Here is a 23,874-nt window from a genome sequence, read left to right on the forward strand (position 1 = left end):
GAAGTGTTCTTATCTAATTGATAGAAAAGTAAAAGAGAGTCGCTACACTGCTTTTTATTGACTCACAACTCTCTTCTTACTCACTGCTCTTACTTATGGTTGCTATTAGCATGGTAGGTGAGGTACTCATGAGTTTGCTCGCGTCCCATATACCTTGCCAACGTCTTTTCTTGAACATCGCGCAAATCCACCGTAATCAACCCATCTAGCGCGTTATTGAATGCAGGGTCGACATTGAAGCACACCAGTTTGCCATTGAGGCTTAAGTACTGACGCAGTAAAACAGGGACACCTTTTCCTTCATCGATTCTGGCAATAACGCGTGATAATAGCTGTAAGTCCCCTAGGGCAGTAAGCATGCTGGTGTTCCAGTCACGGTGGTGCTCAGGAAGTGGGTTAGAAGGCGTGACGTACTCTGCGCAATTGTTGTCGTAGTGGTGCAGTGTCATTGATTGAGCCAACAATTGACGTGCTGTATCGCTATAGTCGTTGCTAATGCTTACCGGACCAAATAGGTGAGTGTAATCAGGGTTTTGATGCACGAACGTTGCGATGCCTTTCCACAGCAGCAGTAGCGCGCTCATGCTCTTTTGATATTGCTGCGCAATCACTGAGCGCCCCATCTCGATGGATTTACCCATTTGGTCGATAAAGCGCTGGTCATAGTTAAACAACGTTCGTGAATACAGACCTGCTACGCCGCGCTTTTCAATCAGTTGATCAACCAGACCTAAACGATACGCGCCCACCAAGCATTGGTTTTCTCTGTCCCACACAAACAGATGCAGGTAATCATGATCGAAATGGTCAATGTCTATTGCTAGTCCCGTCCCTTCACCAACCTGTCGAAAATTGAGCTCACGTAGGCGACCAATTTCATGCAGTAGGGAAGGGATATTCTGCGACTCCGTGCAGTAGACATCGAACTCACCACTGGTTAGTAGCTTTGACTCTTTTGGTAAGTTGTTCAGCTCTTCGAGCAATTCGCCTATGGGTAACCCTGCCGCTATTGGAGAGAGCTGTTCTGATGAAGACGAGGGCTTTACTGATAGGGTTTCACGATTGAGCAAGTAAGTGTTGAGTCGTAAATAACTCACGACTTGATCATCGCTAAGTGTGTTGAGTTCTTTGAATTTGATCGCTTGGCCAAAAGATAAATCGATAGTTTGTGCTTGTTTGTTCAGTAGCTCCCGCCCGAGCATTAGGGTACGCAAAAGTGGATGGATTTTCCCTGCCATATAGAAGCGTTTCGAGTTCTGACCACTGATGAACACTGGAACTGTCGTTGCTTTGTTTTTGCGGATCAGGCTGCTTACGCTTCGACTCCACGCTTTGTCTTCCAAGCGTTGCTGTTTGGCATCGACTAACTGGGAAACCTCGCCGGCAGGAAAGACAAGCAATAAGCCGCCATTCGCGAGGTGTTTATTGGCAGCCCTCAGGGCCTTCATATTCGATTTGACGGCGTCTTTGCCTTCAAACACATCAACACCAATAAAGAGCTGATCTAACTCCGGCACGGTTTTAAGGTATTGATTGGCTAGGATTTGGATATCTTCTCTGACCATCAAGAGCAGTTCAGCCAAGATCACGCCTTCCACACAACCAAGCGGGTGGTTCGCCACAATGACGGTAGCACCTTGTTTAGGAACTGAATCGAGTGAACCATGAGCAATACGATAGTCGATACCTAAGATATCCAGCGTGAAGCGGAGAAAAGTTTTGGTATCGGCATTAACGGGGCGTTGGGCGTAGAACTTATCAAGTTGGTTTAAACCGGTTGCCCATTCAGCAACGTTTTCACCAATGCCAAACGGCGTTTTACGTGGGAGACGAAAAGGGGTCGAACTATCCATATTTACCTCAGCGTATAAGTTGCTGATTGGATAGTAGAAATTACAGATGACAGTTCAGAGGCAAAAACATGAGCCTTTGGTGACAAAGTGGTGACGCTTTGTTGACCAAAGGCGAAGCATAATGAAGGTGGTATTGAGAAATTTAAGCTTTATCACCAGCAAACATGAGGATACTAAGAGAGTTGAGTGTTTCACCCAGGCTTTCTAGCGAGCTCAGCACCTGCTTAGTGGGTTCGTTTTCTAGCAGTATGCGTCCATCAAAACCTTTGCCCGTGCACGATTCTTCTGAACAAGCCTGTGCATTTTCTTCAATCGTGTTTTCATTAGTAACTTGCTCTTCAGCTAATGATTCTTCAGCTGCAAACTCGTTGGCACTGACACAAAAGCTGGAGATCAGCAGTCCACAGAGCAATATTAATTTTGTTTTCAACATACTGATAAACTCAAAAATAAAACACTGTTCGATTTTATGTTATCGAGCTCATCATTTCGAGCGATATGACACAAATTTAGCTTTCGGTCGCTATTTTATTGCCATAACTAGACTATCTTATCGACATAACAAATTGATTGATTGAGCGAAATTAGGAGTATGAATGGAGCGAATTACCAATAAGTCGTCAGTATGGCTGGGGTTAAGCCTGATCATTGGTCTTGGTGTCCTGGGTTTTTTTATCCAACAGACGGCGATTAAGTACAAAGCTTACGAGCGAGTGGTTACCGTGAAAGGGCTATCTGAACGCGAGTACCCCGCGGATACGGTGATTTGGCCGATTCAGTTTACCGTAGCGAGTAATGACATGCCGACGATGTTTGATGAGATTGATCAACAGACGAAGCTAGTACTCGATTTTCTCGCAGCAAAGGGACTGGATGAATCTAACTTCTCGTTATCCTCTCCAGCCGTAACAGACCGCAAAGCACAGCAATATGGCAACGAACAGGACATTGAGTATCGTTACTTAGCCAATCGAACGGTGACGGTCTACAGCCAGAACATTGATGTCGTTAGAGCGGCTATCAATGAAATCGGTGAGCTAGGCAAACAGGGTGTGTTGCTTAACCAAGATCCTTATGCAAATCGCATTGAATACAGTTTTACTAAGCTTAATGACATCAAGCCAGACATGATTGAAGAAGCGACTAAGAACGCTCGTGAAGTGGCAGAGAAGTTCGCGAAAGATTCACAAAGCTCGCTTGGTAAAATCAAGCGTGCGACGCAAGGTCAGTTTTCCATTTACGATCGTGATAGCAACACGCCTTATATTAAAAAAGTACGCGTTGTTTCAACCGTTCAATATTACTTGTCCGATTAACTCTACGTCTTACTATCCACTGAATAAAAAAGTAAAAGCCAGTCATTTGATTGGCTTTTTTAATGCTCAATCAATTGCATTCTAGTTGCCGCTCTTTTTCTTATTTGCGCAAGTGATCTTTTATAAAACTAAGTTCTTATTTGTTCGGCCGTGAAGTTGATAAAAGTCAATTCAGATAGGGGTTTAGAGGCGTAATTTTGACCGCACTTATTCGCTAGAAGGAATTGCTAGAATGGCTTACAAACATTACCTAAGAGAATTGCTTGGTTTAGCAATTGTGGTTTCTGTGGTATTCGGTGCATTGAGTGTGTTGTTGGATTTATGTGCCTTGGTGGCGTTTTGTGAACATCAAGAAGATACGGCTCAATTGTTTTTCCATGAATCGTTTTATTTTGTCGCGTTCTTGATCCCCCCTTATTTTCTGTGGAGAGCGATCAATCGCCCAGACTTAGTCTCTGCAACACAAGAGTATCAAGCCTCAAGGTGCGAGCTAGAACGTTCGTAAAACTAATAAGCTTAGTGGCTTAAATGAAGCGCGTTTCCAAAAACAAAAAAAGCTCGTAGATTTCTCTACGAGCTTTTCGAAATTTGGTGGCCCCTCCCAGACTTGAACTGGGGACCAATCGATTATGAGTCGACTGCTCTAACCACTGAGCTAAGGGGCCTTAATAGGTCAACGATTATAGGGGAAGCGTTGCAAGGTGTCTAGCCACTAGGTAGGGCAATTGCGCTTAGTTTTTATTCACTTAGCTTCACCGATAATAAAAAAGGTGACACTCGGTCACCTTTTTTGCTTTTAATCGCTTCGATTACTCGTCTAGGAAGCTGCGCAGAGTTTCTGAGCGGCTTGGGTGACGCAGTTTACGTAGTGCTTTCGCTTCGATCTGACGGATACGTTCGCGAGTAACGTCGAACTGCTTACCAACCTCTTCTAGAGTGTGGTCAGTGTTCATGTCGATACCAAAGCGCATACGAAGAACTTTTGCTTCACGTGGCGTTAGGCCTGCAAGTACGTCTTTTGTTGCCATTTTCAGGCTTGTCGCAGTTGCTGAATCTAACGGCAGTTCTAGCGTTGTATCTTCGATGAAATCACCTAGATGCGAATCTTCGTCGTCACCGATTGGTGTCTCCATAGAGATTGGCTCTTTAGCGATTTTCAGTACTTTACGAATCTTGTCTTCTGGCATTTGCATACGCTCTGCCAGTTCTTCCGGTAGCGGTTCACGACCCATCTCTTGCAGCATTTGGCGAGAGATACGGTTTAGCTTGTTGATCGTTTCGATCATGTGTACCGGAATACGAATCGTACGTGCTTGGTCCGCGATTGAACGAGTGATTGCCTGACGGATCCACCACGTTGCGTAAGTCGAGAACTTGTAACCACGACGGTATTCAAACTTATCTACCGCTTTCATCAGACCGATGTTACCTTCTTGGATTAGATCCAAGAACTGTAGACCACGGTTGGTGTATTTCTTCGCGATAGAAATTACCAGACGTAAGTTCGCTTCAACCATCTCTTTCTTCGCACGGCGAGCTTTTGCTTCACCGATAGACATACGACGGCTGATGTCTTTAATGTTTTGAACGTTTAGAGAAGTCTCTTCTTCAATCATTTTTAGCTTCATGATTGAACGACGGATTTCTTCTTCGCTACGTTTGATTTTTTCAGCGTAAGGCTTATCAGATGAAAGAATCTCATCTAGCCAAGCTTCGCTTGATTCATTGCCTGTAAATAGCGCGATGAACGATTTCTTCGGCATTTTGCCGTATTCAACCGCTGACTTCATGATCAAACGTTCTTGAGTACGAACGCGATCCATCGCAGTACGAAGCTCGTTCACGAGGTGATCGAACTGTTTTGGTGTTAGACGGAATTCTCTGAATACGTCTAGCATCAATTCGTTTGCAACGGTTGCTTTCGGGCTTTCGTAGCCGTGTTCGTTGATCGCAAGCTGAAGGTTTTGGTACGTGCTGCGTAGCTGGTTGAATTTCTCAAGCGCTAGCTCTGGGTCAATACCTACATCTTCTTCAGAATCATCTGAATCGTCATCACTTTCTTCATCTTCTTCTGCGTCTTCTTCGTCTTCTTCTTCTAGTTGAGATTCAGACAATTCAGAGCCGATGTGCGTTGCTGTTGGAGCAGCAGTGTCATCTGCGTCAGGGTCAACAAATCCAGAGATAAGGTCAGTTAGACGAAGTTCTTCTGCTTGAACTTTGTCAAACTGCTCAAGAATGTATGGGATAGTGCCAGGGTATTCAGCAACAGACGATTGAACTTGGTTAATACCTTCTTCAATACGTTTTGCGATGTCGATTTCGCCTTCGCGAGTCAGTAGCTCTACAGTACCCATTTCACGCATGTACATGCGCACTGGGTCTGTTGTACGACCAATTTCACTTTCTACGCTAGAAAGTGCAGCGGCTGCGGCTTCGGCAGCATCTTCATCGGTAATGTTTGTGTCATCGTTCAGTGCTAGATCATCGGCATCAGGAGCAGTTTCAACTACTTTGATACCCATATCGTTGATCATCTGAATGATGTCTTCTACCTGTTCTGAATCTACGATTTCAGCAGGTAGGTGGTCATTTACTTCGGCGTAGGTCAGATAGCCTTGTTCCTTGCCTTTAATAACAAGTAACTTTAGCTGTGACTGCGGATTTTGATCCATAGACGGTATCCAACTTCGTAATCTGGTGAAGGAATCAGTATGCGAAATGCAAACCACTTACTATAGCAAATTTAATTGTTGCTGACTAATTAATCAGGGTTACGCTTTTAAATCTAGCATTAAAGCTAGCAGCTCCCTTTTCTCTTCGGCTGATAAACCGACACTTCTTGCTTTGGCCTGCAGGTTTTCAATTTGCTTTTCTACGCACTGGGCAATTATTTTGTCCAGTGAGTCTAAAAATATTTCTTCAAGGTTGTCTTCTACGAGCGGAATATCCCAGCTCGCCAGACGAGACAGAAGGGTCTCATTTTGGCTATTTCGCCAATGCTCTAATAATTGGCCTGTGTTGATATGGGGATGTGCCTGACATTTATCAAGTACATCAACAAATAAACTTAGGCCTGGTATGGATAAATCTCTCACTGAGGAAAGATCCGGTACCATTTGAGCATAGCTCGGATTTTGAATAAGTAGAGCGATAACCTCGCGCATCGGAGTTCGTTTGATCTCTTTGTGCGGCTGAGGTCGAGTTTCATTGCTCTTCTTACGTGGTTGACGTAAGCGGTTATCAAAACCAGTGCGTTCATCAAGCAGCTTTTCGAGTAACTCCTGAAAGTAGGGATCAGGTATCTTGTCGATAAGTGCACTTGCGTAGGCACGCAGTGCCGACTTACCTTCATTATTGCCCAAGTTGATTTGGTGCAATTCAATCAGGTTATCAAACAGATAGCTCGAAAGCGGTGTCGCTTGTTCGATTTGTTGTTCGAAGGCTTGTTTGCCGTATTTACGAACGTAGCTGTCCGGGTCTTCGCCATCAGGTAAGAACAAGAACTTCAATGTGTTACCTGTTTTCAGGTATTGAAGTGCGTTTTCCAGCGCACGCCAAGCGGCCTCTTTACCTGCGCGGTCGCCATCGTAACAACACACAACGGTGTTGGTCTGACGAAACAGCATTTGAATGTGGTCGCCAGTCGTTGACGTGCCCAATGAAGCGACAGAGTAATCTACGCCATATTGCGCTAACGCGACAACATCCATATACCCTTCAACCACCAAAATTCGTGGTGGTTCGCGATATGCCTGTAAGACTTCATAAAGGCCGTATAGCTCTTTACCTTTATGGAAGATTGGCGTTTCCGGTGAGTTGAGGTATTTCGGGGTGCCGTCGCCCAATACACGACCACCAAAACCAATCACTCGGCCTCGTCGATCTCGAATTGGGAACATAATACGGCCACGGAAGCGGTCGTAACGGTTACCTTTTTCGTTTTCAATCAACATGCCGCCTGTAACTAGCATGTCTTGGTTATCTTTGTTCTGGCCGAAGTTCTTACGGACTAAGTCCCATTCATCTGCCACATAGCCGATGCCAAACTTCTGGACGATTTCGCCAGATAATCCACGATCTTTTAGGTATTCAATGGCAACTTTGCTTGCTGGTAGCTTGAGTTGATTACGATAAAACTGAGAAATACTGCCCATTAAATCGTAAAGGCTACGTTTTTCGCTGCTGCTGGCTTGTGGTCCTGATTGAAACTGACCGCCACCACCGCTGCGTTGTTCGCGAGGAACATCTAACCCGAGGTAAGACGCCAGTTCTTCAATAGCTTCGACAAACTCTAAGCGCTCGAACTCCATAATGAAGTCGATGGCATTGCCATGCACGCCACAACCAAAACAGTGATAGAACTGCTTTTCTTGGCTGACACTGAATGAAGGGGTCTTTTCGTTATGGAAAGGGCAGCAAGCGCCGTAATTTTTACCTTTTTTCTTAAGTTTCACGCGCGCGTCAATGATGTCGACAATATCAACTCGAGCTAGGAGGTCATCAATAAAACTGCGTGGGATGTGTCCAGCCATAAAACCTAACAAAAAAGAAAAATCATGATTGGTGTGAATGAGTTATGGAGAAAAGCATGCATACAACCGTGCGTTATTCCATTCATTCAGATACAAACAAGCCGTGCGTTCCAAAGGATAGCACGGCTTGCTGCAATTGGGTGGGGTGTTAAGCCAATTTAGCGCGAACTAAACCGCTCACTTTACCCATATCTGCACGCCCTTGAATTTGCGGCTTCAGAACGCCCATTACTTTGCCCATGTCTTGCATGCCAGCTGCACCAGATTCAGTAATCGCGTTCTCGATAAGAGCTGCTACTTCTTCATCTGTCAGTGGTTGAGGCATAAAATCCTCAAGAACCGTAATTTCTGCTCGTTCAGCATCAGCAAGATCTTGACGATTTGCTGCTTCAAACTGCGTAACAGAGTCGCGACGTTGTTTAACCATTTTGGTCAACACAGCAAGAATGTCGTCGTCGTTCAGAGTGATCTGTTCGTCAACTTCACGTTGCTTAATTGCTGATAAGGCTAAACGAATAGTACCAAGGCGCAATTTGTCCTTGGCTTTCATCGCTAATTTTTGCTCTTCTTTGAGTTGTTCAATCAGAGCCATAACTAAATTCCTTTCCGGAGCTCAGTTATTAGTACAGGCGAACGCGACGAGCGTTTTCGCGAGCTAGCTTCTTAGCGTGACGCTTTTGAGCTGCTGCTTTAGCGCGTTTGCGAACTGTAGTTGGTTTTTCGTAGTGCTCACGACGACGCACTTCAGAAAGGATACCTGCTTTTTCGCAAGAGCGCTTGAAACGACGTAGAGCAACGTCGAACGGTTCGTTTTCACGTACTTTAACTACTGGCATATGCCTTTCACCTCAGGGGTTATTCGTTAACGCTGGATTTCAGTAAACCAAATCACAATTATTTGGTCTATTACCAGCTTGATCAAAAATGGTGCGGAATTTTAATCCGATCACATAAGCTTTGTAAAGCCTTTTATCGCTTATTGTCTGTACAAAATTTGTTTGAAGCACCAAGGCAAGGTAATATGACGCCCAAATTTCCTCTATACAGAAAGCCCACTGAGAAAACCATGCGCATTATCGGTATTGAAACCTCATGTGACGAGACTGGCATCGCGATTTATGACGATGAAAAAGGTCTGCTATCACACCAGCTTTACAGCCAAGTAAAACTTCACGCGGATTACGGTGGCGTGGTGCCTGAGTTGGCTTCACGTGACCATGTTAAGAAAACTATTCCTCTTATTAAAGAGGCGCTAAAGGAAGCAAATCTGACACCTAAAGACATTGATGGCGTTGCGTACACCGCTGGGCCAGGTCTTGTTGGTGCCTTGCTCGTTGGTGCAACGATTGGTCGTAGTATTGCTTACGCTTGGGGTGTTCCTGCGGTGCCTGTTCACCATATGGAAGGTCACCTACTGGCACCTATGCTAGAAGACAATCCACCACCATTCCCGTTTGTTGCGGTATTGGTATCGGGCGGTCACTCAATGATGGTGGAAGTGAAAGGCATCGGCGAGTACAAAATCCTAGGCGAGTCGATTGATGATGCAGCGGGTGAAGCGTTTGATAAAACCGCGAAGTTAATGGGCTTGGATTACCCTGGTGGTCCACTACTGTCTAAACTGGCAGAAAAAGGCACTCCGGGTCGCTTTAAATTCCCACGCCCAATGACCAACGTGCCAGGTTTGGACATGAGCTTTTCTGGTCTCAAGACTTTTACTGCTAATACCATTGCGGCAAACGGTGATGATGAGCAAACACGTGCAGATATCGCTTTAGCATTTGAAGAAGCTGTGTGTGCGACACTGGTAATCAAATGTAAGCGTGCTCTAGAACAAACTGGCATGAAGCGTATTGTGATTGCGGGTGGTGTAAGTGCTAACCGTCGTCTGCGTGCTGAACTTGAGAAGCTGGCGAAGAAAGTCGGTGGTGAAGTTTACTACCCACGTACGGAATTCTGTACCGACAACGGTGCGATGATCGCCTACGCTGGAATGCAGCGCCTGAAGAATGGCGAAGTGTCGGACATGGCTGTGGAAGCACGCCCACGTTGGCCAATTGACCAACTGACGCCAATCGCGTAAGTAAACTTCTACTGAAGGTTTGAAATAGATTCACCACAATAAAGGTCTCTGCTCATAAGAGGCCTTTATTTTTACCTATTGGATTGAAAGGCTTTGCGTAATTAATGTTAAAGCCTGACTGATGCGAGCAGTTCTATATCGTTTCAGTGATAGGATGATGTGCAAGAATAATAAATGGATATAACAATGAATAAGTTTGAAATTGAAGGTCAGAAACTTGCTTACTTAGATAAGGGTGAAGGCCCTGTGTTACTATTTGGACACAGTTATTTGTGGGATTGCCAAATGTGGGCTCCGCAGATTGAGGTGCTAAGCCAGTCATACCGTTGTATTGTGCCAGATCTTTGGGCACACGGTGAGTCAGATGCTGCACCAGCTTCAACCCGTTCTTTGGTGGATTACGCTCAGCACATGCTGGCATTGATGGATCATTTGGAGATCGAACAGTTCTCTATTGTTGGTTTGTCTGTTGGCGGCATGTGGGGTGCAGAGCTGACTGCTCAAGCTCCGCAGCGTGTGAAGTCATTGGTGTTGATGGATACCTTCATTGGGCTTGAACCTGAAGTGACGCACAAGAAGTACTTTGCGATGTTAGATACGATTAGCCAAGTGCAAGCCGTACCAGCGCCAATTATTGAGGCTGTCACTCCGCTGTTTTTTGCCAATAATGCCGAGCAAGTAAACCCTGAGCTAGTCGCTTCATTCAAACAAAGTCTTGAAGCTCTACAAGGTGAGCGTGCAGTCGAAGTCGCTCGTGTTGGGCGTATGGTGTTTGGCCGCCGTGATGTGATTGAAGATTCAGAAATGTTCGCTTTGCCAACCTTGATTGCCGTCGGCCGTGAAGATAAGCCTCGCCCGGTGTTTGAATCTTACTTGATGAACGACTGTATCACGGGTAGCCAATTGATTGAGATCCCAGAAGCAGGGCACATTAGCTCATTGGAGCAACCTGAGTTCGTTAACCAGATGCTGTTAGACTTCTTAAATAAAGTGCACGCTTAGATTTTCAAGCCATATTTAGATACAGAAAACTCGGTTTTAGGCCGAGTTTTTTTCTATCAGTTTCTTTTCACCAATCTTTGGTTCTTCGCCAGAGAGTAATCGGCGGATGTTTTGATGGTGTTTAAAGACGATTAAACAGCACAACATTGCTACAGGTAAGGTGTATTGAGGTTTGAACATCCAAGTGTAAAACGGTGTCACTAAAACGGTGACTAAGGCAGCTAAAGAAGAGTAGCGGAACAAGACGGCGATCCCCAGCCATGTCAGCATAACAAGACCGGTTAAATCCAAACCTATAGGGGCGATTGCACCAAGTGCTGTTGCGACGCCTTTCCCCCCTTTAAAGTGGAAGAATATTGGGTACATATGGCCGAGACAGGCTGCAATCGCGATGACACCAAGAATGATCGGATCGATACCGAGGAAGTACCCTCCCCAAACTGGTATGGTGCCTTTGAGCATGTCACAGAGTAAAACGGCTACAGCAGCCCCTTTGCCGCCAATGCGTAACACATTGGTTGCACCAGGGTTATTAGAGCCAACTTTACGAGGGTCTGGCAGCCTTAACAAACGACAAATGAGTACCGCACTGGAGATCGATCCCAGCAAATAGGCGGCCATTGTCATTATCAGTGCCAGTGCGTCCATAGAAGTCCTTGATGGATTGGAATTTAATGCTCAGTTCCTGAGTAATTGTTATCATACCGCGATTCGGCTTTGAGCAAAAATACTCTCTGCGATAGAGCTTGCATTATGGGATTTCTTGTATATAAAGAGTCTTCGCAGTTTATACCCAAGTGACTTTTGCCACCAATTGACGTGGTTAAAGGCCGCAGTAGGTTGCTTGGGTATAGAATAGTACGATCAAATTGCCCGTATCGGGTATCCGACCTCTGTAAAAGAAGGACATAAGATGGCTCTGGATAAAGTTTTTATTGAACAACTAGAAGTAATCACCACCATCGGCGTTTACGATTGGGAACAGCAAATTAAGCAAAAGCTGGTTCTGGATATCGAAATGGCGCACGACAATAAACCGGCGGGTAAAAGTGATGATGTTCAAGACGCATTGGACTACTCGCAGGTAAGTGAAGCGGTGCTTAATCACATCGAAAATGGTCGTTTCCTTCTGGTTGAACGAGTGGCAGAAGAAGTGGCTGACATCATCATGCAGCGCTTCTCTGTGCCTTGGGTAAAAATTCGTTTGGCAAAACCTGGTGCCGTTCCTCAAGCACGCGCGGTAGGCGTTGTGATTGAGCGAGGCCAGGCATGATAAAAGCTTATATCGGTGTCGGTACCAACATAGATAGGGAGCGGCATTCGTTGGCGGCTTTTCAAGAGTTGCAGCAACTTGGAACGGATCTCCACGTATCACCGATATATGAATGCGAGCCAATTGGCTTTAGCAGTCAGAACTTCTACAACTTCGTGATTAGTTTTTTTACGGAGTTGTCACTCGAAGAGTTGAGTCAGCATCTACGCGAGATTGAGTTTAAGTGGGGTCGTGAGGAAAATGCGCAAAAGTATCAGGATCGAACCTTAGATCTCGATATAGTCTTGTTCGGTGAGTGCATTTCGCAACAAAAACCTGAGTTACCTCGCAGTGATATCTACAAATATCCTTTTGTAACAAAGCCCCTGTATGATCTCGAACCTCATCTAGTGATCCCCGGCGATGGGCGTACTGTCGCTGATATTTGGCAGGCGATGCAGCCCGTTGATTCACTCAAACCCGTTTCTTTTTCACTTTAATTTTGAGTTGTTTACATGAGTTACTTTGAAGCCTTTATTTTGGCTCTGATTCAGGGTCTGACAGAGTTTTTACCAATTTCCAGCTCTGCTCATTTGATTTTACCTTCCGCTATATTTGGTTGGGAAGACCAAGGTTTAGCATTTGATGTTGCCGTTCACGTTGGTACGTTGATGGCTGTGGTGATTTATTTCCGCCAAGAAGTGATCACGCTATTCCAAGCTTTGTTTGCCTCGATCTTTAAAGGCGACCGCAGCAAAGAAGCCAAATTAGCTTGGATGATTGTACTGGCTACGATCCCGGCATGTGTCTTCGGTCTATTGATGAAAGACATCATTGAGATTTACCTACGCAGTGCTTATGTGATCGCTACGACGACGATCATCTTTGGTTTGTTGCTGTGGTGGGTGGATAAGAACGCAGAGCAAATCGCGGATGAATACCAAACGGGTTGGAAGAAAGCACTGTTTATTGGTATTGCTCAAGCACTTGCGATGATCCCTGGTACTTCACGCTCTGGTGCAACCATCACCGCGGCGCTTTACTTAGGCTTTACCCGTGAAGCGGCGGCTCGTTTCTCATTCTTAATGTCGATACCAATCATCACTTTGGCTGGTGGCTACTTAGGGATGAAGTTAGTAACCAGCGGCGAACCTGTGCATGTTGGCTTCTTACTTACGGGTATCGTGACTTCATTTATCAGTGCGTATATTTGTATCCACTTCTTCTTGAAGATGATTTCACGCATGGGCATGACACCATTCGTTATCTACCGTCTGATTCTAGGTTTTGGCTTGTTTGCTTTCTTGCTGACGGCTTAAACCCAATCCGAATGAAAACGCCCGCTTTCTATAGCGGGCGTTTTTGTTTGTTCGTTATGTACCTATCGGCTTATTTTCCTAGCGTAACTCTTACTGCTTCGACGCGGCGCTTCTCTTGTTCATCGCGAATAGTTGGGCCTTTGAAGCCGTCTTTAATGATAGCTTGTACATCGACAGAGGCCGCAGCTTGGTAAGCTTGCATAAACAGCTCTGCTTGCGGGTAAGGTTGGTCTTCTAAGCCTTTTCGACCTGCATGATCGGCTTGGCAACAGATTAAAATATCTTGCAAACGTTCTGACTTACGCCACACATCAAACTTGTTGAGGATTTTTATGATGGTTTGTGGTTTAAGCTCGGCGGCTCGGTGGATGTTAGAGTGTTGCTCACAGACCATTAATGCCAAGTCACGAAATTCATTAGGAACGCGCACGCGAGCACACAGCTTTTTAATCAACTTTAAACCTGTGTGACAATGCATTTTGTGACTCGGCCATTCGCTTTCTGGCGTGACGCCTTTGCCTAAATCATGTACTTGTGCGGCAAATCGAACCGGCAATGAATCACTCAGCTTTGCTGCTTGCTCGGCCACCATAAGAGTGTGAATACCTGTATCGATTTCTGGATGCCACTTTTCTGGCTGAGGTACGCCAAACAGGACATCAATTTCTGGCAGGACGATGGCTAACGCACCGCACTCTCTTAAAACAGATAAGAATACGTCTGGGCGGGAAGTAGAAAGCGACTTATGCCATTCTTGCCAAACACGTTCTGGAGTAAGGGTGCTCAACTCGCCAGATTCTGCGATCTCACGCATTAGTTGAATGGTTTCTTCTGCCACGCTAAAGCCCAAATGCGCCAACTTTGCCGCGAAACGGGCCACACGCAGAACACGTAGAGGGTCTTCAACAAAAGCTTCCGATACATGACGTAGCACTTTCGCCTGCAAATCTTGTTGGCCACCATAAGGATCATATAGATTGCCGTCATTATCCATCGCCATGGCGTTGATGGTGAGATCTCGTCGGATAAGGTCTTCTTCTAGCGTGACGCTTTGATCAAAGAAACATTCAAAGCCAGTGTAACCCGCACCAGATTTTCTTTCGGTTCGTGCAAGGGCGTGCTCTTCTTTAGTCTTGGGATGAAGAAACACAGGAAAGTCTTTCCCGACAGCTGTGTAGCCTTGGCTTTGCATCATTTCTGGTGTCGAGCCGACAACCACCCAATCTTTGTCATAACTGTCGATTCCGAGCAAATGATCTCGAACTGCACCACCAACTAAATAAACTTGCACGGATTACCTCTTAATTTATGGATATGACGTTGGACATTGTAGCAAGCAATGGTACTTTTCTTCACATCTAAAAGAACTTAGCGCTTTGTTTAAGTCTAATAAGGAATATCCCGATTTGATTGCGGGAGGGTTTTAGCTGGAGATCCTAATGTATAAGGACTTTTTCGGGTTTGTTGAACTGCCATTTTCGATTGTTCCAAACTCGCGTTATCTGTATCTGAGCCAACGTCATAAAGAGGCGATCACGCATCTTCAGGCGGGGTTAGGCGATGGTGGTGGTTTTGCCATGCTGACAGGCGAAGTAGGGACAGGCAAAACCACCGTCGCGAAAGCCATGTTGGCGAATTTGGATGAGAACACCAAAGCAGGCTTGATTCTTAATCCAACCTTTTCTAGCCGAGACTTGCTTGAGGCTATTTGTGATGAGTTCAAAGTGACTTATCCGCAAGATGCGACGCTCAAGCAGCTTAACCAAGCGATTCATGAGTACTTGCTGCGTAACCATAAATTAGGTTGGACGACGTTATTAGTGATTGATGAGGCGCAGCACCTCGCCGCTGATGTTCTTGAGCAGTTGCGTCTACTTACCAACTTAGAAACGGACACCAGAAAGCTGCTTAAAGTGCTCTTGGTTGGCCAGCCAGAGCTACAACGCTTGCTGCAAACGACGCAGCTACGTCAGCTTGCACAGCGTATTACTGGTCGTTATCACTTATTGCCGTTGGATGAAAAGGAAACCGCTGACTACATTGCGTTTCGTTTGCATACCGCGGGTGGTGACCAGCAGTTGTTCGATCGCAGTTCGACTAAGCTGATCGCCAAGTATAGCCACGGTATTCCACGCCTTATCAACCTTGTGTGTGATAAGTCACTGAACATGAGTTACTACAAGGGCAATGTAGTCGTTGATCGACAGACAGTACATCAAGCGTGTGAAGAGGTGATGCAGTTCCAAGCCGAGATTTATCAGCAGGATAAGCCAATTCGCCGTAGCTTTGAATGGCCTGCGTGGGGCTCGGTTGCCATTGGTGTGTTTGCGGCATTAGGTGTTGGTTGGGTAGTGACGCACAATATGCCTATGGAGGTGCCAACAAATACTGCACCTACGGTTGCTGCTCAAACGCCAATACAACCAGCGGTTGTTGCCCCAATTGTTAATGAGCAATTGACCAATGAACAGCGTGAACAACTGTTAGCACAAACCCAATCAAATTTAGCCGTTAACGATCTTTACAAACTATGGGGCTACCGCGCTTCAGTTCGCGACAATCTTTGTTTATCTGAGCCACAATCAACAATGCGTTGTGAGCGAAAGATGGCAACATGGCCGTTATTGGTTCAGCAGAATCGTCCAGTGATATTAGAACTGAATTATCAAGGGGAAGTGGGTTACGTCATTTTGTATGCGATTGGTGACGGTAAGGTGGAAGTGCTCAATGGTAAGGAGCGCCTACGCCTACCTATATCGTGGCTAAAACCACTGTGGCAGGGCAATATCATCGAGTTATGGCAAGCGCCTCTAAAAGATACTCTGCGTCTTGATATGGAAGGGCCTGCAATTGAAGTGTTGGACAAGTTGCTGGCAGAAGCGGTAAATGAACAACCACTAAGTACAGACATTTATGATGGTGCAATGAAAGAGCGTGTGGAACTCTTCCAGCGCTGGCAAGGCATTGGTGTGGATGGCATTGCAGGTCAACGTACATTAGAGCGCTTACAACAAAGCGCGCAACCTGATGCTCCAGCCTTAGCGCAAATCAATGAGGAGGAAGCATAATGCCGATGATGAAACACATTGGGCTTTTTCTACTGCCTGTAAGCCTAACCGCTGTTGGCGTCGCTTGGTATATGGACCTTTTGACGCCAGAAATGCAAGCCCCCAGGGTTGCCCAAGAGCCGATGACGGTTCAAGTGCCAGTTCAAGCTCCTGAGCCTGTTAAGTTAAGACCAAACTTTGAAACGCTTGACTACCCTGAGGTGACTCAGCTTGCTCAGTTGCAACGTGAGTGGCCAAGCGCAGAGTTATCGAGAAGTATGGGCACCTTTGTCGGGCAAGATTATGTGAGTAATGAATCAGTGCCGGGTGAGCAATCATTACTTTCTGTGCCAGAGAAAACAAAGCAGACTTCGCAAACGAAAGTTGGGCAGGATGATCTCGGACTGTCGTTAGATGATCTCGACTTGTCTTCGTTGTCCCCTGATTTAGCGATGAAAGTTGAAAATGCGATGGCGAACAATGATCAGCCTACGCGCTCAGAAGCTCAGATGAACGATCTTGAGCATGATGCACGCCAATGGCATGGCCGCTTGCCGGCATTGAATTTACAAACGCACATGTATTCAAGCGATACTAAGCGACGTTGGGTGAAGATCAATAACGTTGAATACCACCAAGGTGATGTGGTGGATGGTCAAATCACGTTAAAAGAGATCCAACCACAAGCGGTGATCGTCGAGTTCCAAGGGGAACAGATCCGAATTCCTGCATTATATGAATGGAAAGGGTAACGATCTAACCCGAATCTAATAGAAGCCAGTGAAGTTATTCGCTGGCTTTTTTGTCTCTTCTACAAGCTTCTCCCTATTGGTTTGGTTAATGATTTCCAAACCGTCAAAGAAACAAAATATACCTTACACCAGTGCTTAAAAGGGCTTCGATATTGCTGATGGATTGATCATGCCTATCGGGTCAGGGTTGTGTAAAAAAACACCATATTGACGAACTTGGCAATAAGCATTTGGTCAACGTTAGACCTCTATAAAATTACAGGAGTCTATACGGAACGTATGCGTATTCTTACTTTTTCTTTGAGCTTGGTTGCCGCGGTGAGCTATGCCGCAAAGCCTGAACCTTTTCCGATTACGCCAGATAATACTGGTGAGCATTTTATGGTAAGCGCAACCAATCCTTATGTGAGCAGTGCTGGTTACACGATATTGAAGCAAGGCGGTAACGCGGTTGATGCCATGGTGGCGATGCAGATGGTGATGTCGGTCGTTGAACCGGATATGACAGGTATCGGTGGCGGTACATTTGCTTTGTTTTACCAGCACGATAAGCAACAGTTTCTTGCGCTTGATGGTCGAGATGAAGCGCCTTCTAGTGCGAACCCGAATATGTTTGTAGAAAACGGAGAAGTACTTAGCCGCAATGACATTCTTGGCCCTCGTTCTATTGCTGTTCCGGGAACCTTACGATTGCTCTATTCCACACATGAGCAATACGGCAAGCTTGCGTGGTCTGAATTGATGAAGCCTGCAATTGAATTGGCAAGCGAAGGTTATGCTATGAACAGCTACACCTACGATATTGTCGTACGCGAGCAAGCGCGGTTGAAACAAGACCCAGAGATAAAAGCACTGTATTGGCAAGGCGATGAGATTAAGCCGACAGGCACGTTGATGAAGAACCCTAAGATGGCCGAAACGCTAAAACAGATCGCTCGACAAGGTGATGAATACCTCTATGGCGGTGAGTTTGGTAAGCACATCGTTGAGACAGTCAACAGCCGTATTGGCGACCAACATGAGAAGCTGTCTTTGTCGGACTTCAAAAACTACCAAGTTAAGCAACGTGACATCATTGAGACCGAGTATCGAGGCAATAAGGTTGTGTCATTTGGTTATCCGGCTTCTGGTGGAGTGATGGTCGCACAAAGCCTTAAGTTGCTTGAACCTTATGGTCTCTCTCAAATGGAGAAAACAGATGTTGAACCTTGGCGTTTGATGACGGAGGCAATGCGTGTTGCAAAAGCCGATCGCATCGCTTACGCCGGTGACCCTGATTATATAGAGACTCCGATTGAGCAACTGTTGGATAACGATTATCTCGATGAAAGACGAGAATTGATTCCAGATTATGGTGTGGCAAAAGATAGTCCGAAAGCTGGACAGGTAACGCCAATGCAGTATGCGCAATACCAAGGCTTTGAGAGCAAAGATACCGGGCATATTTCCATCATTGATAAAGAGGGCAATGCCATTGCGATGACCAGTACCGTTGGGACTGGAATGGGAGCGGGTGTGATGGTCGATGGCGTGATTTTGAATGCGCAAATGGCAAACTTCTCTCCCATGCCAACAGTCAATGGTAAACCGACGCAAAATGCCATTGAGGCAGGTAAACGTCCGCGATCAGCCATCACGCCTTTAATGGTCATGGACAGCAGCAATGACTTACGTTTGGTTGTGGGCTCTCCTGGCAGTTCGCAAATCCCAGGTTATGTTTTAAAGACCCTTGTAGGGGTTCTCGACTGGAACTTGTCTGCGCAGGAGGCGATTGATCTACCGAATATTCAATACGGCACCAAGATTGACCGAACTAAGCCCTACGATCCGACTGGCTTGTTGGTGGAGAAGAAGACCTTTGCAGAAATGCTCGTTCCGGAGTTCATGGAATTAGGTTACCCAGTGCACGTAATACCTGTGGTGAGTGGGTTGAATGCGATTGAAGTTAAGGATGGCAAGATTTACGGCGCAACGGATAGACGACGAGCATCCAGTTCAATGGGGGAGTAACAAGGTATCTCGTTAAACGAAGCCAACAAAAAAGCCAGTCGAGTACGACTGGCTTTTCTTTATCCGTTTAGCTGAAAGCGATTATGCCCAGCCTGCTGGTGATTTCTTTCTGCGTGGCATGATATGCGGAAGAATCAAACCAAACAGCAAACCAAGACCTGCAACACCACCACCGTAAGTGAAGTACTTAAGTAGCATGTCGTCTTTTTGGGTGTCTAGCTTAGCGCGAAGCTCGCGGTTCTCTGTTTCTACAGAAGTCAGTTGGTCACTGATCTCTGAGTATTTCTTCTCAAGGTCAGATATTTGCTGGTTACGCGTTTCCAGTGACGTCACTAGGCCCGCTTTCTCTGTGTCTGAGTTTTGACGAGCGTTCGCAAGTTGAGACTTCACTTCTTTCAGTTCTTTCTCAATGCGAGGCATACGAATTGCCATGCTCTCTTGGTTTGTGACGAACTTGCTTTGCACCCAACCAGTGCGGCCGCGGTCGTCTCGAATCTGTGTGTAACCTGTGTCTTTATTTGCTTGCAGCAGTTGTACTTTAGAGCCTGCGTTAACACTACCCATAATGCGGTAAGTGTTGTTTGGACCAGAGTGCATAAAAGTGAATAGGTCATCAGAAATATAACGGTCTGCCGCTAGTGCCGCTGGCGCTGCTAGCAAAGTAAACAAAACCGTGATGAATAGTTTTTTCACAATAAATCCCTTAACGATTTTCTTGGATACAGCTTTGGCACCGAATGATTGGAGCCGGAAATAGACGAATATTATGCAGTTTCAAACTTCGGTGCAACAAAGAAGGGAGGCAAAGCCTCCCTTTCTGTGCGTTTGAGTCAATAATGACAAAGCGCTTACAATCTATTGACGGTCTGTCTTACGAGAACATCGCTTGGATGCCGTAGAAGAATACGACTGCCAATAGTGCGCCTGCTGGTAGGGTAACAATCCATGAAGCTACGATGTTACGTACTACGCCTAGGTTTAGTGCTGCGATACCGCGAGCGAAACCAACACCTAGAACCGCACCAACCAGTGTCTGAGTCGTTGAAATAGGTAGACCAGTACCTGACGCTAGAACAACCGTACATGCTGTAGCAAGCTGCGCTGCAAAACCACGGCTTGGTGTTAGTTCTGTGATGCCTGTACCAACGGTTGCCATTACTTTGTGACCAAGTGTCGCAAGACCAACGACGATACCAAAACCACCTAGAGGAAGAATCCACCATGCGATGGTGCTCTTACCTGTGATTTCACCCATGTGCTCAACCGTTGAAACAACCGCAGACAGTGGACCGATCGCGTTCGCTACGTCGTTAGAACCGTGTGCAAATGCCATCGCACACGCAGTGATAACCATCAGTACAGAGAAGATACCTTCAACACCTGCGAAGCCGTGGTCTTCTTCACGGTTCGCGAATTTCTTCTGAATGTAGAAGTAACCGCCAGCCATTACTGCTGCTGAGATTACCGCTGCCCACATCCATGCTTCACCGTTACTTAGGTGAAGGCCAACGTGTTTCAGGCCTTTTTTGATGGTTACAAGTGCAATCACCATTGTCGTGATGAACATGTAAACTGGAACGAAACGTTTTGCGTTGAATAGTGGGTTCTCAGTATCAAAAATCAGGCGTTGGGCACTGACAAAGATAACGTAAGCAAAGAAACCTGAGATAACCGGCGTAATAATCCAGCTGCCAACAATGCCTTGAACACTTGCCCAGTCAACCGCTTCAGTACCTACAGACACACATGCGAAACCGATGATTGCACCGATGATCGAGTGGGTCGTAGAAACAGGCCAGCCCATGTATGACGCAAGTAGTAGCCATGTACCAGCCGCTAGAAGCGCAGACATCATGCCAAATACAAGAACATCAGGTTGATGTGCGAATAGAGAGGTTTCGATAACACCTTTACGGATCGTATCGGTAACTTCACCACCTGCAAGGTATGCACCCGCAAATTCAAAGATCATTGCGATAATGATCGCTTGTTTAACGGTTAGTGCTTTCGAGCCGACTGAGGTGCCCATTGCGTTCGCAACGTCATTCGCACCAATACCAATAGCCATCAAGAAACCGAAAGCTGCTGCAACAATAATCAGGACAGTGCCGTAGTTAGCGAGGATATCCATCGTAATACCTAGTTGTTTTATAACAAGCGGAGCAAAATTTAGCGCGCATCAGCCCATAAGACGGTGAATCTCGTCATCGTCCATCTGACTTGCATTCGTAATGCTCTTCGTTATGTCGTTAACTTATGATTTAAGATCGAGATAGCATGACTTCCAAACGAGCACCTACGCGCTGCGCTTGGTCGGCAATACCACCTACCCATTCAAGAATCTTGTACAAGAACATGACGTCGATAGGGTTCATGTCAGGTTCAATCGCCATCAATTGTTGGCGTAATTCAATCTGCATGGCATCGGTGTCATCTTCGATAACATCTAGTTGATTAATCATTTCAGCAACTAGCGTTACTTCACGGCCTTTAAAGCCAGTTTCAAGAAGTTCATCAAGTTCATTGATCACTTTTTGCGCCTGGTCAGCCGCATCAAGACATCGTTGAACGTAAGCGAGGAAATTTGATTGGAGAGCCTCTGGAATGACAAGTTGACGGCCATATACACGGCCAGCAATGTCTTTTGCCAGGTTAGCAAGTTTGTCCTGTTGAGTCAGAAGCTCAAGCATGTCAGTACGATCGACTGGCATGAACAAACCGCGAGGCAGTTTTAGACGGATTTCACGTTTCAGAACGTCTGCTTCTTTCTCTAGGTGAGAAATTTGAGCGCGAATTTCTGCTGCTTTTTCCCAGTCACCCTTTGAAGACACTTCAAAGAACTTAACCAAGTGTGAACAACATTCGTTGACACAGACAACGTGGCGTTGCAAAGGCTTAATTGGGGACTTTGCAAATAACCCCATAATTGTATTTACTGGCATGGTCATTCAACCTAATAGCTATAACCTTAAAAAAACATACACCATTTCTTGGCGAAATGTTGAACGATGGCTATAAAGGCGCGCATGGTAACGCATTAAATCACTCTTTAAAACTGTTTTAGATCATCATTCCGGTGATATTTCTTTCTTGCCGTGTGAGAAATTAGGCAATATCCTGTTTCTATCTGCTTTGAAAGGTATAGCTATGGAAACCGAGATAGAACTGAAGTTTTTTGTTTCTCCTGAATTTTCAGAAACTTTAAGAGCAAAAATTTCTGAAACAAAAGTACTTCAGCACAGTTGTCGTGACTTGGGTAACACCTATTTTGATACCGCTGATAAATGGTTAAGACAGCACGACATTGGTTTAAGAATTCGCCGTTTTGATGACGTTTTTGTCCAAACTGTAAAAACAGCAGGACGCGTTGTAGCGGGCCTTCATCAAAGACCAGAATACAATGCTGAGCACACCAGTAATGAGCCAGAACTCACGCTTCACCCTTCTGACATTTGGCCAGTAGGTAAAGACGTTGCGACGCTGCAATCAGAATTGACCCCTCTATTCTCTACCAACTTCACTCGTGAGCAGTGGCTGATTGGTATGCCTGATGGCAGTCAAATCGAAGTGGCTTTTGACCAAGGTGCTGTAATTGCTGTTGATGCCGAAGGGGAAGAGAAACAAGATCCTATTTGCGAAGTTGAACTGGAACTGAAATCAGGTCAAACCGATGCACTGTTTACTCTTGCTCGTAGTCTATGTGAAGCCGGCGGTATGCGCTTGGGTAACCTGAGCAAAGCCGCAAAAGGTTACCGCTTGGCGAGTGGCTATGCAGGGGATGAAGTGAAGCCTTTGTCTTTAGTCGATAGTAGTAAGACAGATACCGTAGAGTACTGCTTTATTAACTCGTTAGAACATGCGCTTTCTCATTGGCATTACCATGAGCAAATTTTTACTGAAAGAGACAGTGTTGAGGCTCTGCGCGAAATTGGTAATTCAATTCGTTTTATTCGTCAGACTCTGACTATCTTTGGTGGTATGGTGCCGCGTCGCGCCAGTGCGATTTTACGCCAAGAACTAAAATGGTTGGAAGAAGAGCTAGAGTGGCTAGACGAGCACGCGCATTTAGAGGAGCTTTTAGATGATAAAGGTAATGTTTTACGTAAACTGGATGCTCGTAAGTTCTTAGTTTCTGAGTTGACGCAGCAACTAGAAGAGCTGCCTGGTCGTGAAGAGACCCTTCAACTCCTCAGTTCGGCACGTTACACCGGTCTGCTATTGGATTTGAGCCGTTGGATTCTCACTCGTGGTTGGCAACCTTTCTTAGACGACAAAGCTCGTGAAAAAATGTCTGCGAATATCCAGCCGTTTTCTGTCACGCAATTGGATCGCACTTGGGCGGAGCTGATGGAAGCGTTCCCAGCGGAGCGTCAGCTGTCAGGACAAGAATACGTTGATCAACGTTACCGCCTATTGCGAAATCTCTATACGGGTATTGGCTTTGCGAGTTTGTACGATTCGGAAGAACGTAATAGTTTCCGACTGCCATGGGCTGATTTAGTGCATGGTATTGATGACTTGCTGATGTTGAACCATCTATTGCCATTGGTTGGTATGTTAGAAGGGGAAGAGCAAGAGCAACTGGAACGTTGGTTACATCGTCAAGAGCGTTCTATTTTGCACGCGATGGATCAGACGCGAGCCATCAGCGTGGAAGTTGAGCCCTACTGGCAAGAGTAAGATCAAACAATAAAAAATAGGACCTTAG

Annotated in this window: 22 protein-coding genes and 1 tRNA gene; 11 read left to right on the forward strand and 12 right to left on the reverse strand. The window is 45.8% G+C overall.

Annotation, left to right across the window (positions count from 1 at the left end):
* Window positions 1–89: 89 nt before the first annotated feature.
* Entirely contained in the window at window positions 90–1,853 is a 1,764-nt protein-coding gene (locus tag OQJ86_RS01660) for a lysophospholipid acyltransferase family protein (RefSeq protein WP_265985605.1), read from the reverse strand.
* A gap of 142 nt (window positions 1,854–1,995) precedes the next feature.
* Complete coding sequence (locus OQJ86_RS01665) at window positions 1,996–2,286, reverse strand: hypothetical protein (protein ID WP_038866171.1); 291 nt, start codon at window positions 2,284–2,286, stop codon at window positions 1,996–1,998.
* A gap of 163 nt (window positions 2,287–2,449) precedes the next feature.
* On the opposite strand from OQJ86_RS01665, the gene OQJ86_RS01670 reads away from it, so the two are divergent.
* Window positions 2,450–3,169 carry an SIMPL domain-containing protein gene (locus tag OQJ86_RS01670; RefSeq protein WP_038866172.1) on the forward strand — a complete coding sequence of 240 codons (720 nt, stop codon included), beginning with the start codon at window positions 2,450–2,452 and terminating at the stop codon, window positions 3,167–3,169.
* Window positions 3,170–3,401: 232 nt separating this feature from the next.
* On the forward strand, window positions 3,402–3,674 hold the full coding sequence (locus OQJ86_RS01675) for a hypothetical protein (RefSeq protein WP_038866173.1): 273 nt from the start codon (window positions 3,402–3,404) through the stop codon (window positions 3,672–3,674).
* Between the two features lie 84 nt (window positions 3,675–3,758).
* On the opposite strand, the gene OQJ86_RS01680 is transcribed toward OQJ86_RS01675, so the two are convergent.
* The 5 genes from OQJ86_RS01680 to rpsU form a co-directional block, all read right to left on the reverse strand.
* A tRNA-Ile gene (locus OQJ86_RS01680) sits at window positions 3,759–3,834 on the reverse strand.
* Window positions 3,835–3,978: 144 nt separating this feature from the next.
* The gene (gene rpoD / locus OQJ86_RS01685) at window positions 3,979–5,841 is read right to left on the reverse strand and encodes an RNA polymerase sigma factor RpoD (protein ID WP_038866174.1); all 1,863 of its coding nucleotides are present in this window, start codon (window positions 5,839–5,841) and stop codon (window positions 3,979–3,981) included.
* Window positions 5,842–5,940: 99 nt separating this feature from the next.
* Window positions 5,941–7,701 carry a DNA primase gene (gene dnaG / locus OQJ86_RS01690; RefSeq protein WP_265985608.1) on the reverse strand — a complete coding sequence of 587 codons (1,761 nt, stop codon included), beginning with the start codon at window positions 7,699–7,701 and terminating at the stop codon, window positions 5,941–5,943.
* A gap of 148 nt (window positions 7,702–7,849) precedes the next feature.
* Window positions 7,850–8,293 carry a GatB/YqeY domain-containing protein gene (locus OQJ86_RS01695; RefSeq protein ID WP_042605348.1) on the reverse strand — a complete coding sequence of 148 codons (444 nt, stop codon included), beginning with the start codon at window positions 8,291–8,293 and terminating at the stop codon, window positions 7,850–7,852.
* A 28-nt stretch (window positions 8,294–8,321) separates the two neighbouring features.
* A complete protein-coding gene (gene rpsU / locus OQJ86_RS01700) occupies window positions 8,322–8,537 on the reverse strand; it encodes a 30S ribosomal protein S21 (RefSeq protein ID WP_001145625.1) in 216 nt (71 codons plus the stop codon).
* 230 nt (window positions 8,538–8,767) lie between these two features.
* Between rpsU and tsaD the strand changes: the two genes are divergently transcribed.
* Both tsaD and OQJ86_RS01710 read left to right on the forward strand, forming a co-directional pair.
* On the forward strand, window positions 8,768–9,784 hold the full coding sequence (gene tsaD / locus OQJ86_RS01705; RefSeq protein ID WP_038866177.1) for a tRNA (adenosine(37)-N6)-threonylcarbamoyltransferase complex transferase subunit TsaD: 1,017 nt from the start codon (window positions 8,768–8,770) through the stop codon (window positions 9,782–9,784).
* A gap of 186 nt (window positions 9,785–9,970) precedes the next feature.
* A complete protein-coding gene (locus OQJ86_RS01710; RefSeq protein WP_042599763.1) occupies window positions 9,971–10,786 on the forward strand; it encodes an alpha/beta fold hydrolase in 816 nt (271 codons plus the stop codon).
* A gap of 36 nt (window positions 10,787–10,822) precedes the next feature.
* Here OQJ86_RS01710 and plsY read toward each other — a convergent pair whose 3' ends face one another.
* Entirely contained in the window at window positions 10,823–11,434 is a 612-nt protein-coding gene (gene plsY, locus OQJ86_RS01715; RefSeq protein WP_038866181.1) for a glycerol-3-phosphate 1-O-acyltransferase PlsY, read from the reverse strand.
* A 265-nt stretch (window positions 11,435–11,699) separates the two neighbouring features.
* On the opposite strand from plsY, the gene folB reads away from it, so the two are divergent.
* The 3 genes from folB to OQJ86_RS01730 are packed head-to-tail and all read left to right on the forward strand — an operon-like array spanning window position 11,700 to window position 13,357.
* Window positions 11,700–12,059 carry a bifunctional dihydroneopterin aldolase/7,8-dihydroneopterin epimerase gene (folB, locus tag OQJ86_RS01720; protein WP_038866183.1) on the forward strand — a complete coding sequence of 120 codons (360 nt, stop codon included), beginning with the start codon at window positions 11,700–11,702 and terminating at the stop codon, window positions 12,057–12,059.
* Window positions 12,056–12,538 (forward strand): 2-amino-4-hydroxy-6-hydroxymethyldihydropteridine diphosphokinase, encoded by a 483-nt coding sequence (gene folK / locus OQJ86_RS01725; protein ID WP_038866185.1) that lies wholly within the window; start codon window positions 12,056–12,058, stop codon window positions 12,536–12,538. Before folB ends, folK begins: the two co-directional genes overlap by 4 nt.
* Window positions 12,539–12,553: 15 nt before the next feature.
* Window positions 12,554–13,357 carry an undecaprenyl-diphosphate phosphatase gene (locus tag OQJ86_RS01730; protein WP_038866187.1) on the forward strand — a complete coding sequence of 268 codons (804 nt, stop codon included), beginning with the start codon at window positions 12,554–12,556 and terminating at the stop codon, window positions 13,355–13,357.
* Between the two features lie 70 nt (window positions 13,358–13,427).
* Here the strand turns inward: OQJ86_RS01730 and OQJ86_RS01735 are convergent, their stop codons facing one another.
* Window positions 13,428–14,648 (reverse strand): multifunctional CCA addition/repair protein, encoded by a 1,221-nt coding sequence (locus tag OQJ86_RS01735; protein WP_105068357.1) that lies wholly within the window; start codon window positions 14,646–14,648, stop codon window positions 13,428–13,430.
* A 148-nt stretch (window positions 14,649–14,796) separates the two neighbouring features.
* Here OQJ86_RS01735 and OQJ86_RS01740 point away from each other — a divergent pair, with 148 nt between their 5' ends.
* The 3 genes from OQJ86_RS01740 to ggt all read left to right on the forward strand — a co-directional run bounded on the left by OQJ86_RS01740 (window position 14,797) and on the right by ggt (window position 19,166).
* Complete coding sequence (locus OQJ86_RS01740) at window positions 14,797–16,425, forward strand: ExeA family protein (RefSeq protein WP_265985672.1); 1,629 nt, start codon at window positions 14,797–14,799, stop codon at window positions 16,423–16,425.
* The gene (locus OQJ86_RS01745) at window positions 16,425–17,156 is read left to right on the forward strand and encodes a general secretion pathway protein GspB (protein WP_042605352.1); all 732 of its coding nucleotides are present in this window, start codon (window positions 16,425–16,427) and stop codon (window positions 17,154–17,156) included. The genes OQJ86_RS01740 and OQJ86_RS01745 overlap by 1 nt, the downstream gene beginning before the upstream one ends.
* Before the next feature lie 279 nt (window positions 17,157–17,435).
* Complete coding sequence (gene ggt, locus OQJ86_RS01750) at window positions 17,436–19,166, forward strand: gamma-glutamyltransferase (RefSeq protein ID WP_265985673.1); 1,731 nt, start codon at window positions 17,436–17,438, stop codon at window positions 19,164–19,166.
* An 81-nt stretch (window positions 19,167–19,247) separates the two neighbouring features.
* Here the strand turns inward: ggt and OQJ86_RS01755 are convergent, their stop codons facing one another.
* The 3 genes from OQJ86_RS01755 to OQJ86_RS01765 all read right to left on the reverse strand — a co-directional run bounded on the left by OQJ86_RS01755 (window position 19,248) and on the right by OQJ86_RS01765 (window position 22,108).
* Window positions 19,248–19,859, reverse strand: a complete 612-nt coding sequence (locus tag OQJ86_RS01755) for a TIGR04211 family SH3 domain-containing protein (RefSeq protein ID WP_038866196.1) — start codon at window positions 19,857–19,859, stop codon at window positions 19,248–19,250.
* A 178-nt stretch (window positions 19,860–20,037) separates the two neighbouring features.
* Window positions 20,038–21,297 carry an inorganic phosphate transporter gene (locus OQJ86_RS01760; RefSeq protein WP_038866198.1) on the reverse strand — a complete coding sequence of 420 codons (1,260 nt, stop codon included), beginning with the start codon at window positions 21,295–21,297 and terminating at the stop codon, window positions 20,038–20,040.
* Between the two features lie 130 nt (window positions 21,298–21,427).
* Window positions 21,428–22,108, reverse strand: a complete 681-nt coding sequence (locus tag OQJ86_RS01765) for a TIGR00153 family protein (protein WP_038866436.1) — start codon at window positions 22,106–22,108, stop codon at window positions 21,428–21,430.
* 205 nt (window positions 22,109–22,313) lie between these two features.
* Between OQJ86_RS01765 and OQJ86_RS01770 the strand changes: the two genes are divergently transcribed.
* Entirely contained in the window at window positions 22,314–23,846 is a 1,533-nt protein-coding gene (locus tag OQJ86_RS01770) for an inorganic triphosphatase (RefSeq protein ID WP_045422070.1), read from the forward strand.
* Window positions 23,847–23,874: the final 28 nt, after the last annotated feature.

The sequence above is a fragment of the Vibrio sp. Sgm 5 genome (genome assembly GCF_026241575.1).
Lineage (GTDB): Bacteria > Pseudomonadota > Gammaproteobacteria > Enterobacterales > Vibrionaceae > Vibrio > Vibrio jasicida.

Coding starts and splice junctions, on each gene's coding strand:
- ggt (WP_265985673.1), top strand. CDS start 17,436: ATGCGTATTCTTACTTTTTCTTTGAGCTTGGTTGCCGCGGTGAGCTAT.
- OQJ86_RS01770 (WP_045422070.1), top strand. CDS start 22,314: ATGGAAACCGAGATAGAACTGAAGTTTTTTGTTTCTCCTGAATTTTCA.
- dnaG (WP_265985608.1), bottom strand. CDS start 7,701: ATGGCTGGACACATCCCACGCAGTTTTATTGATGACCTCCTAGCTCGA.
- OQJ86_RS01765 (WP_038866436.1), bottom strand. CDS start 22,108: ATGCCAGTAAATACAATTATGGGGTTATTTGCAAAGTCCCCAATTAAG.
- OQJ86_RS01730 (WP_038866187.1), top strand. CDS start 12,554: ATGAGTTACTTTGAAGCCTTTATTTTGGCTCTGATTCAGGGTCTGACA.
- plsY (WP_038866181.1), bottom strand. CDS start 11,434: ATGGACGCACTGGCACTGATAATGACAATGGCCGCCTATTTGCTGGGA.
- OQJ86_RS01745 (WP_042605352.1), top strand. CDS start 16,425: ATGCCGATGATGAAACACATTGGGCTTTTTCTACTGCCTGTAAGCCTA.
- OQJ86_RS01675 (WP_038866173.1), top strand. CDS start 3,402: ATGGCTTACAAACATTACCTAAGAGAATTGCTTGGTTTAGCAATTGTG.
- rpsU (WP_001145625.1), bottom strand. CDS start 8,537: ATGCCAGTAGTTAAAGTACGTGAAAACGAACCGTTCGACGTTGCTCTA.
- OQJ86_RS01740 (WP_265985672.1), top strand. CDS start 14,797: ATGTATAAGGACTTTTTCGGGTTTGTTGAACTGCCATTTTCGATTGTT.
- OQJ86_RS01660 (WP_265985605.1), bottom strand. CDS start 1,853: ATGGATAGTTCGACCCCTTTTCGTCTCCCACGTAAAACGCCGTTTGGC.
- OQJ86_RS01710 (WP_042599763.1), top strand. CDS start 9,971: ATGAATAAGTTTGAAATTGAAGGTCAGAAACTTGCTTACTTAGATAAG.
- folB (WP_038866183.1), top strand. CDS start 11,700: ATGGCTCTGGATAAAGTTTTTATTGAACAACTAGAAGTAATCACCACC.
- folK (WP_038866185.1), top strand. CDS start 12,056: ATGATAAAAGCTTATATCGGTGTCGGTACCAACATAGATAGGGAGCGG.
- tsaD (WP_038866177.1), top strand. CDS start 8,768: ATGCGCATTATCGGTATTGAAACCTCATGTGACGAGACTGGCATCGCG.
- OQJ86_RS01670 (WP_038866172.1), top strand. CDS start 2,450: ATGGAGCGAATTACCAATAAGTCGTCAGTATGGCTGGGGTTAAGCCTG.
- OQJ86_RS01665 (WP_038866171.1), bottom strand. CDS start 2,286: ATGTTGAAAACAAAATTAATATTGCTCTGTGGACTGCTGATCTCCAGC.
- OQJ86_RS01695 (WP_042605348.1), bottom strand. CDS start 8,293: ATGGCTCTGATTGAACAACTCAAAGAAGAGCAAAAATTAGCGATGAAA.
- OQJ86_RS01760 (WP_038866198.1), bottom strand. CDS start 21,297: ATGGATATCCTCGCTAACTACGGCACTGTCCTGATTATTGTTGCAGCA.
- rpoD (WP_038866174.1), bottom strand. CDS start 5,841: ATGGATCAAAATCCGCAGTCACAGCTAAAGTTACTTGTTATTAAAGGC.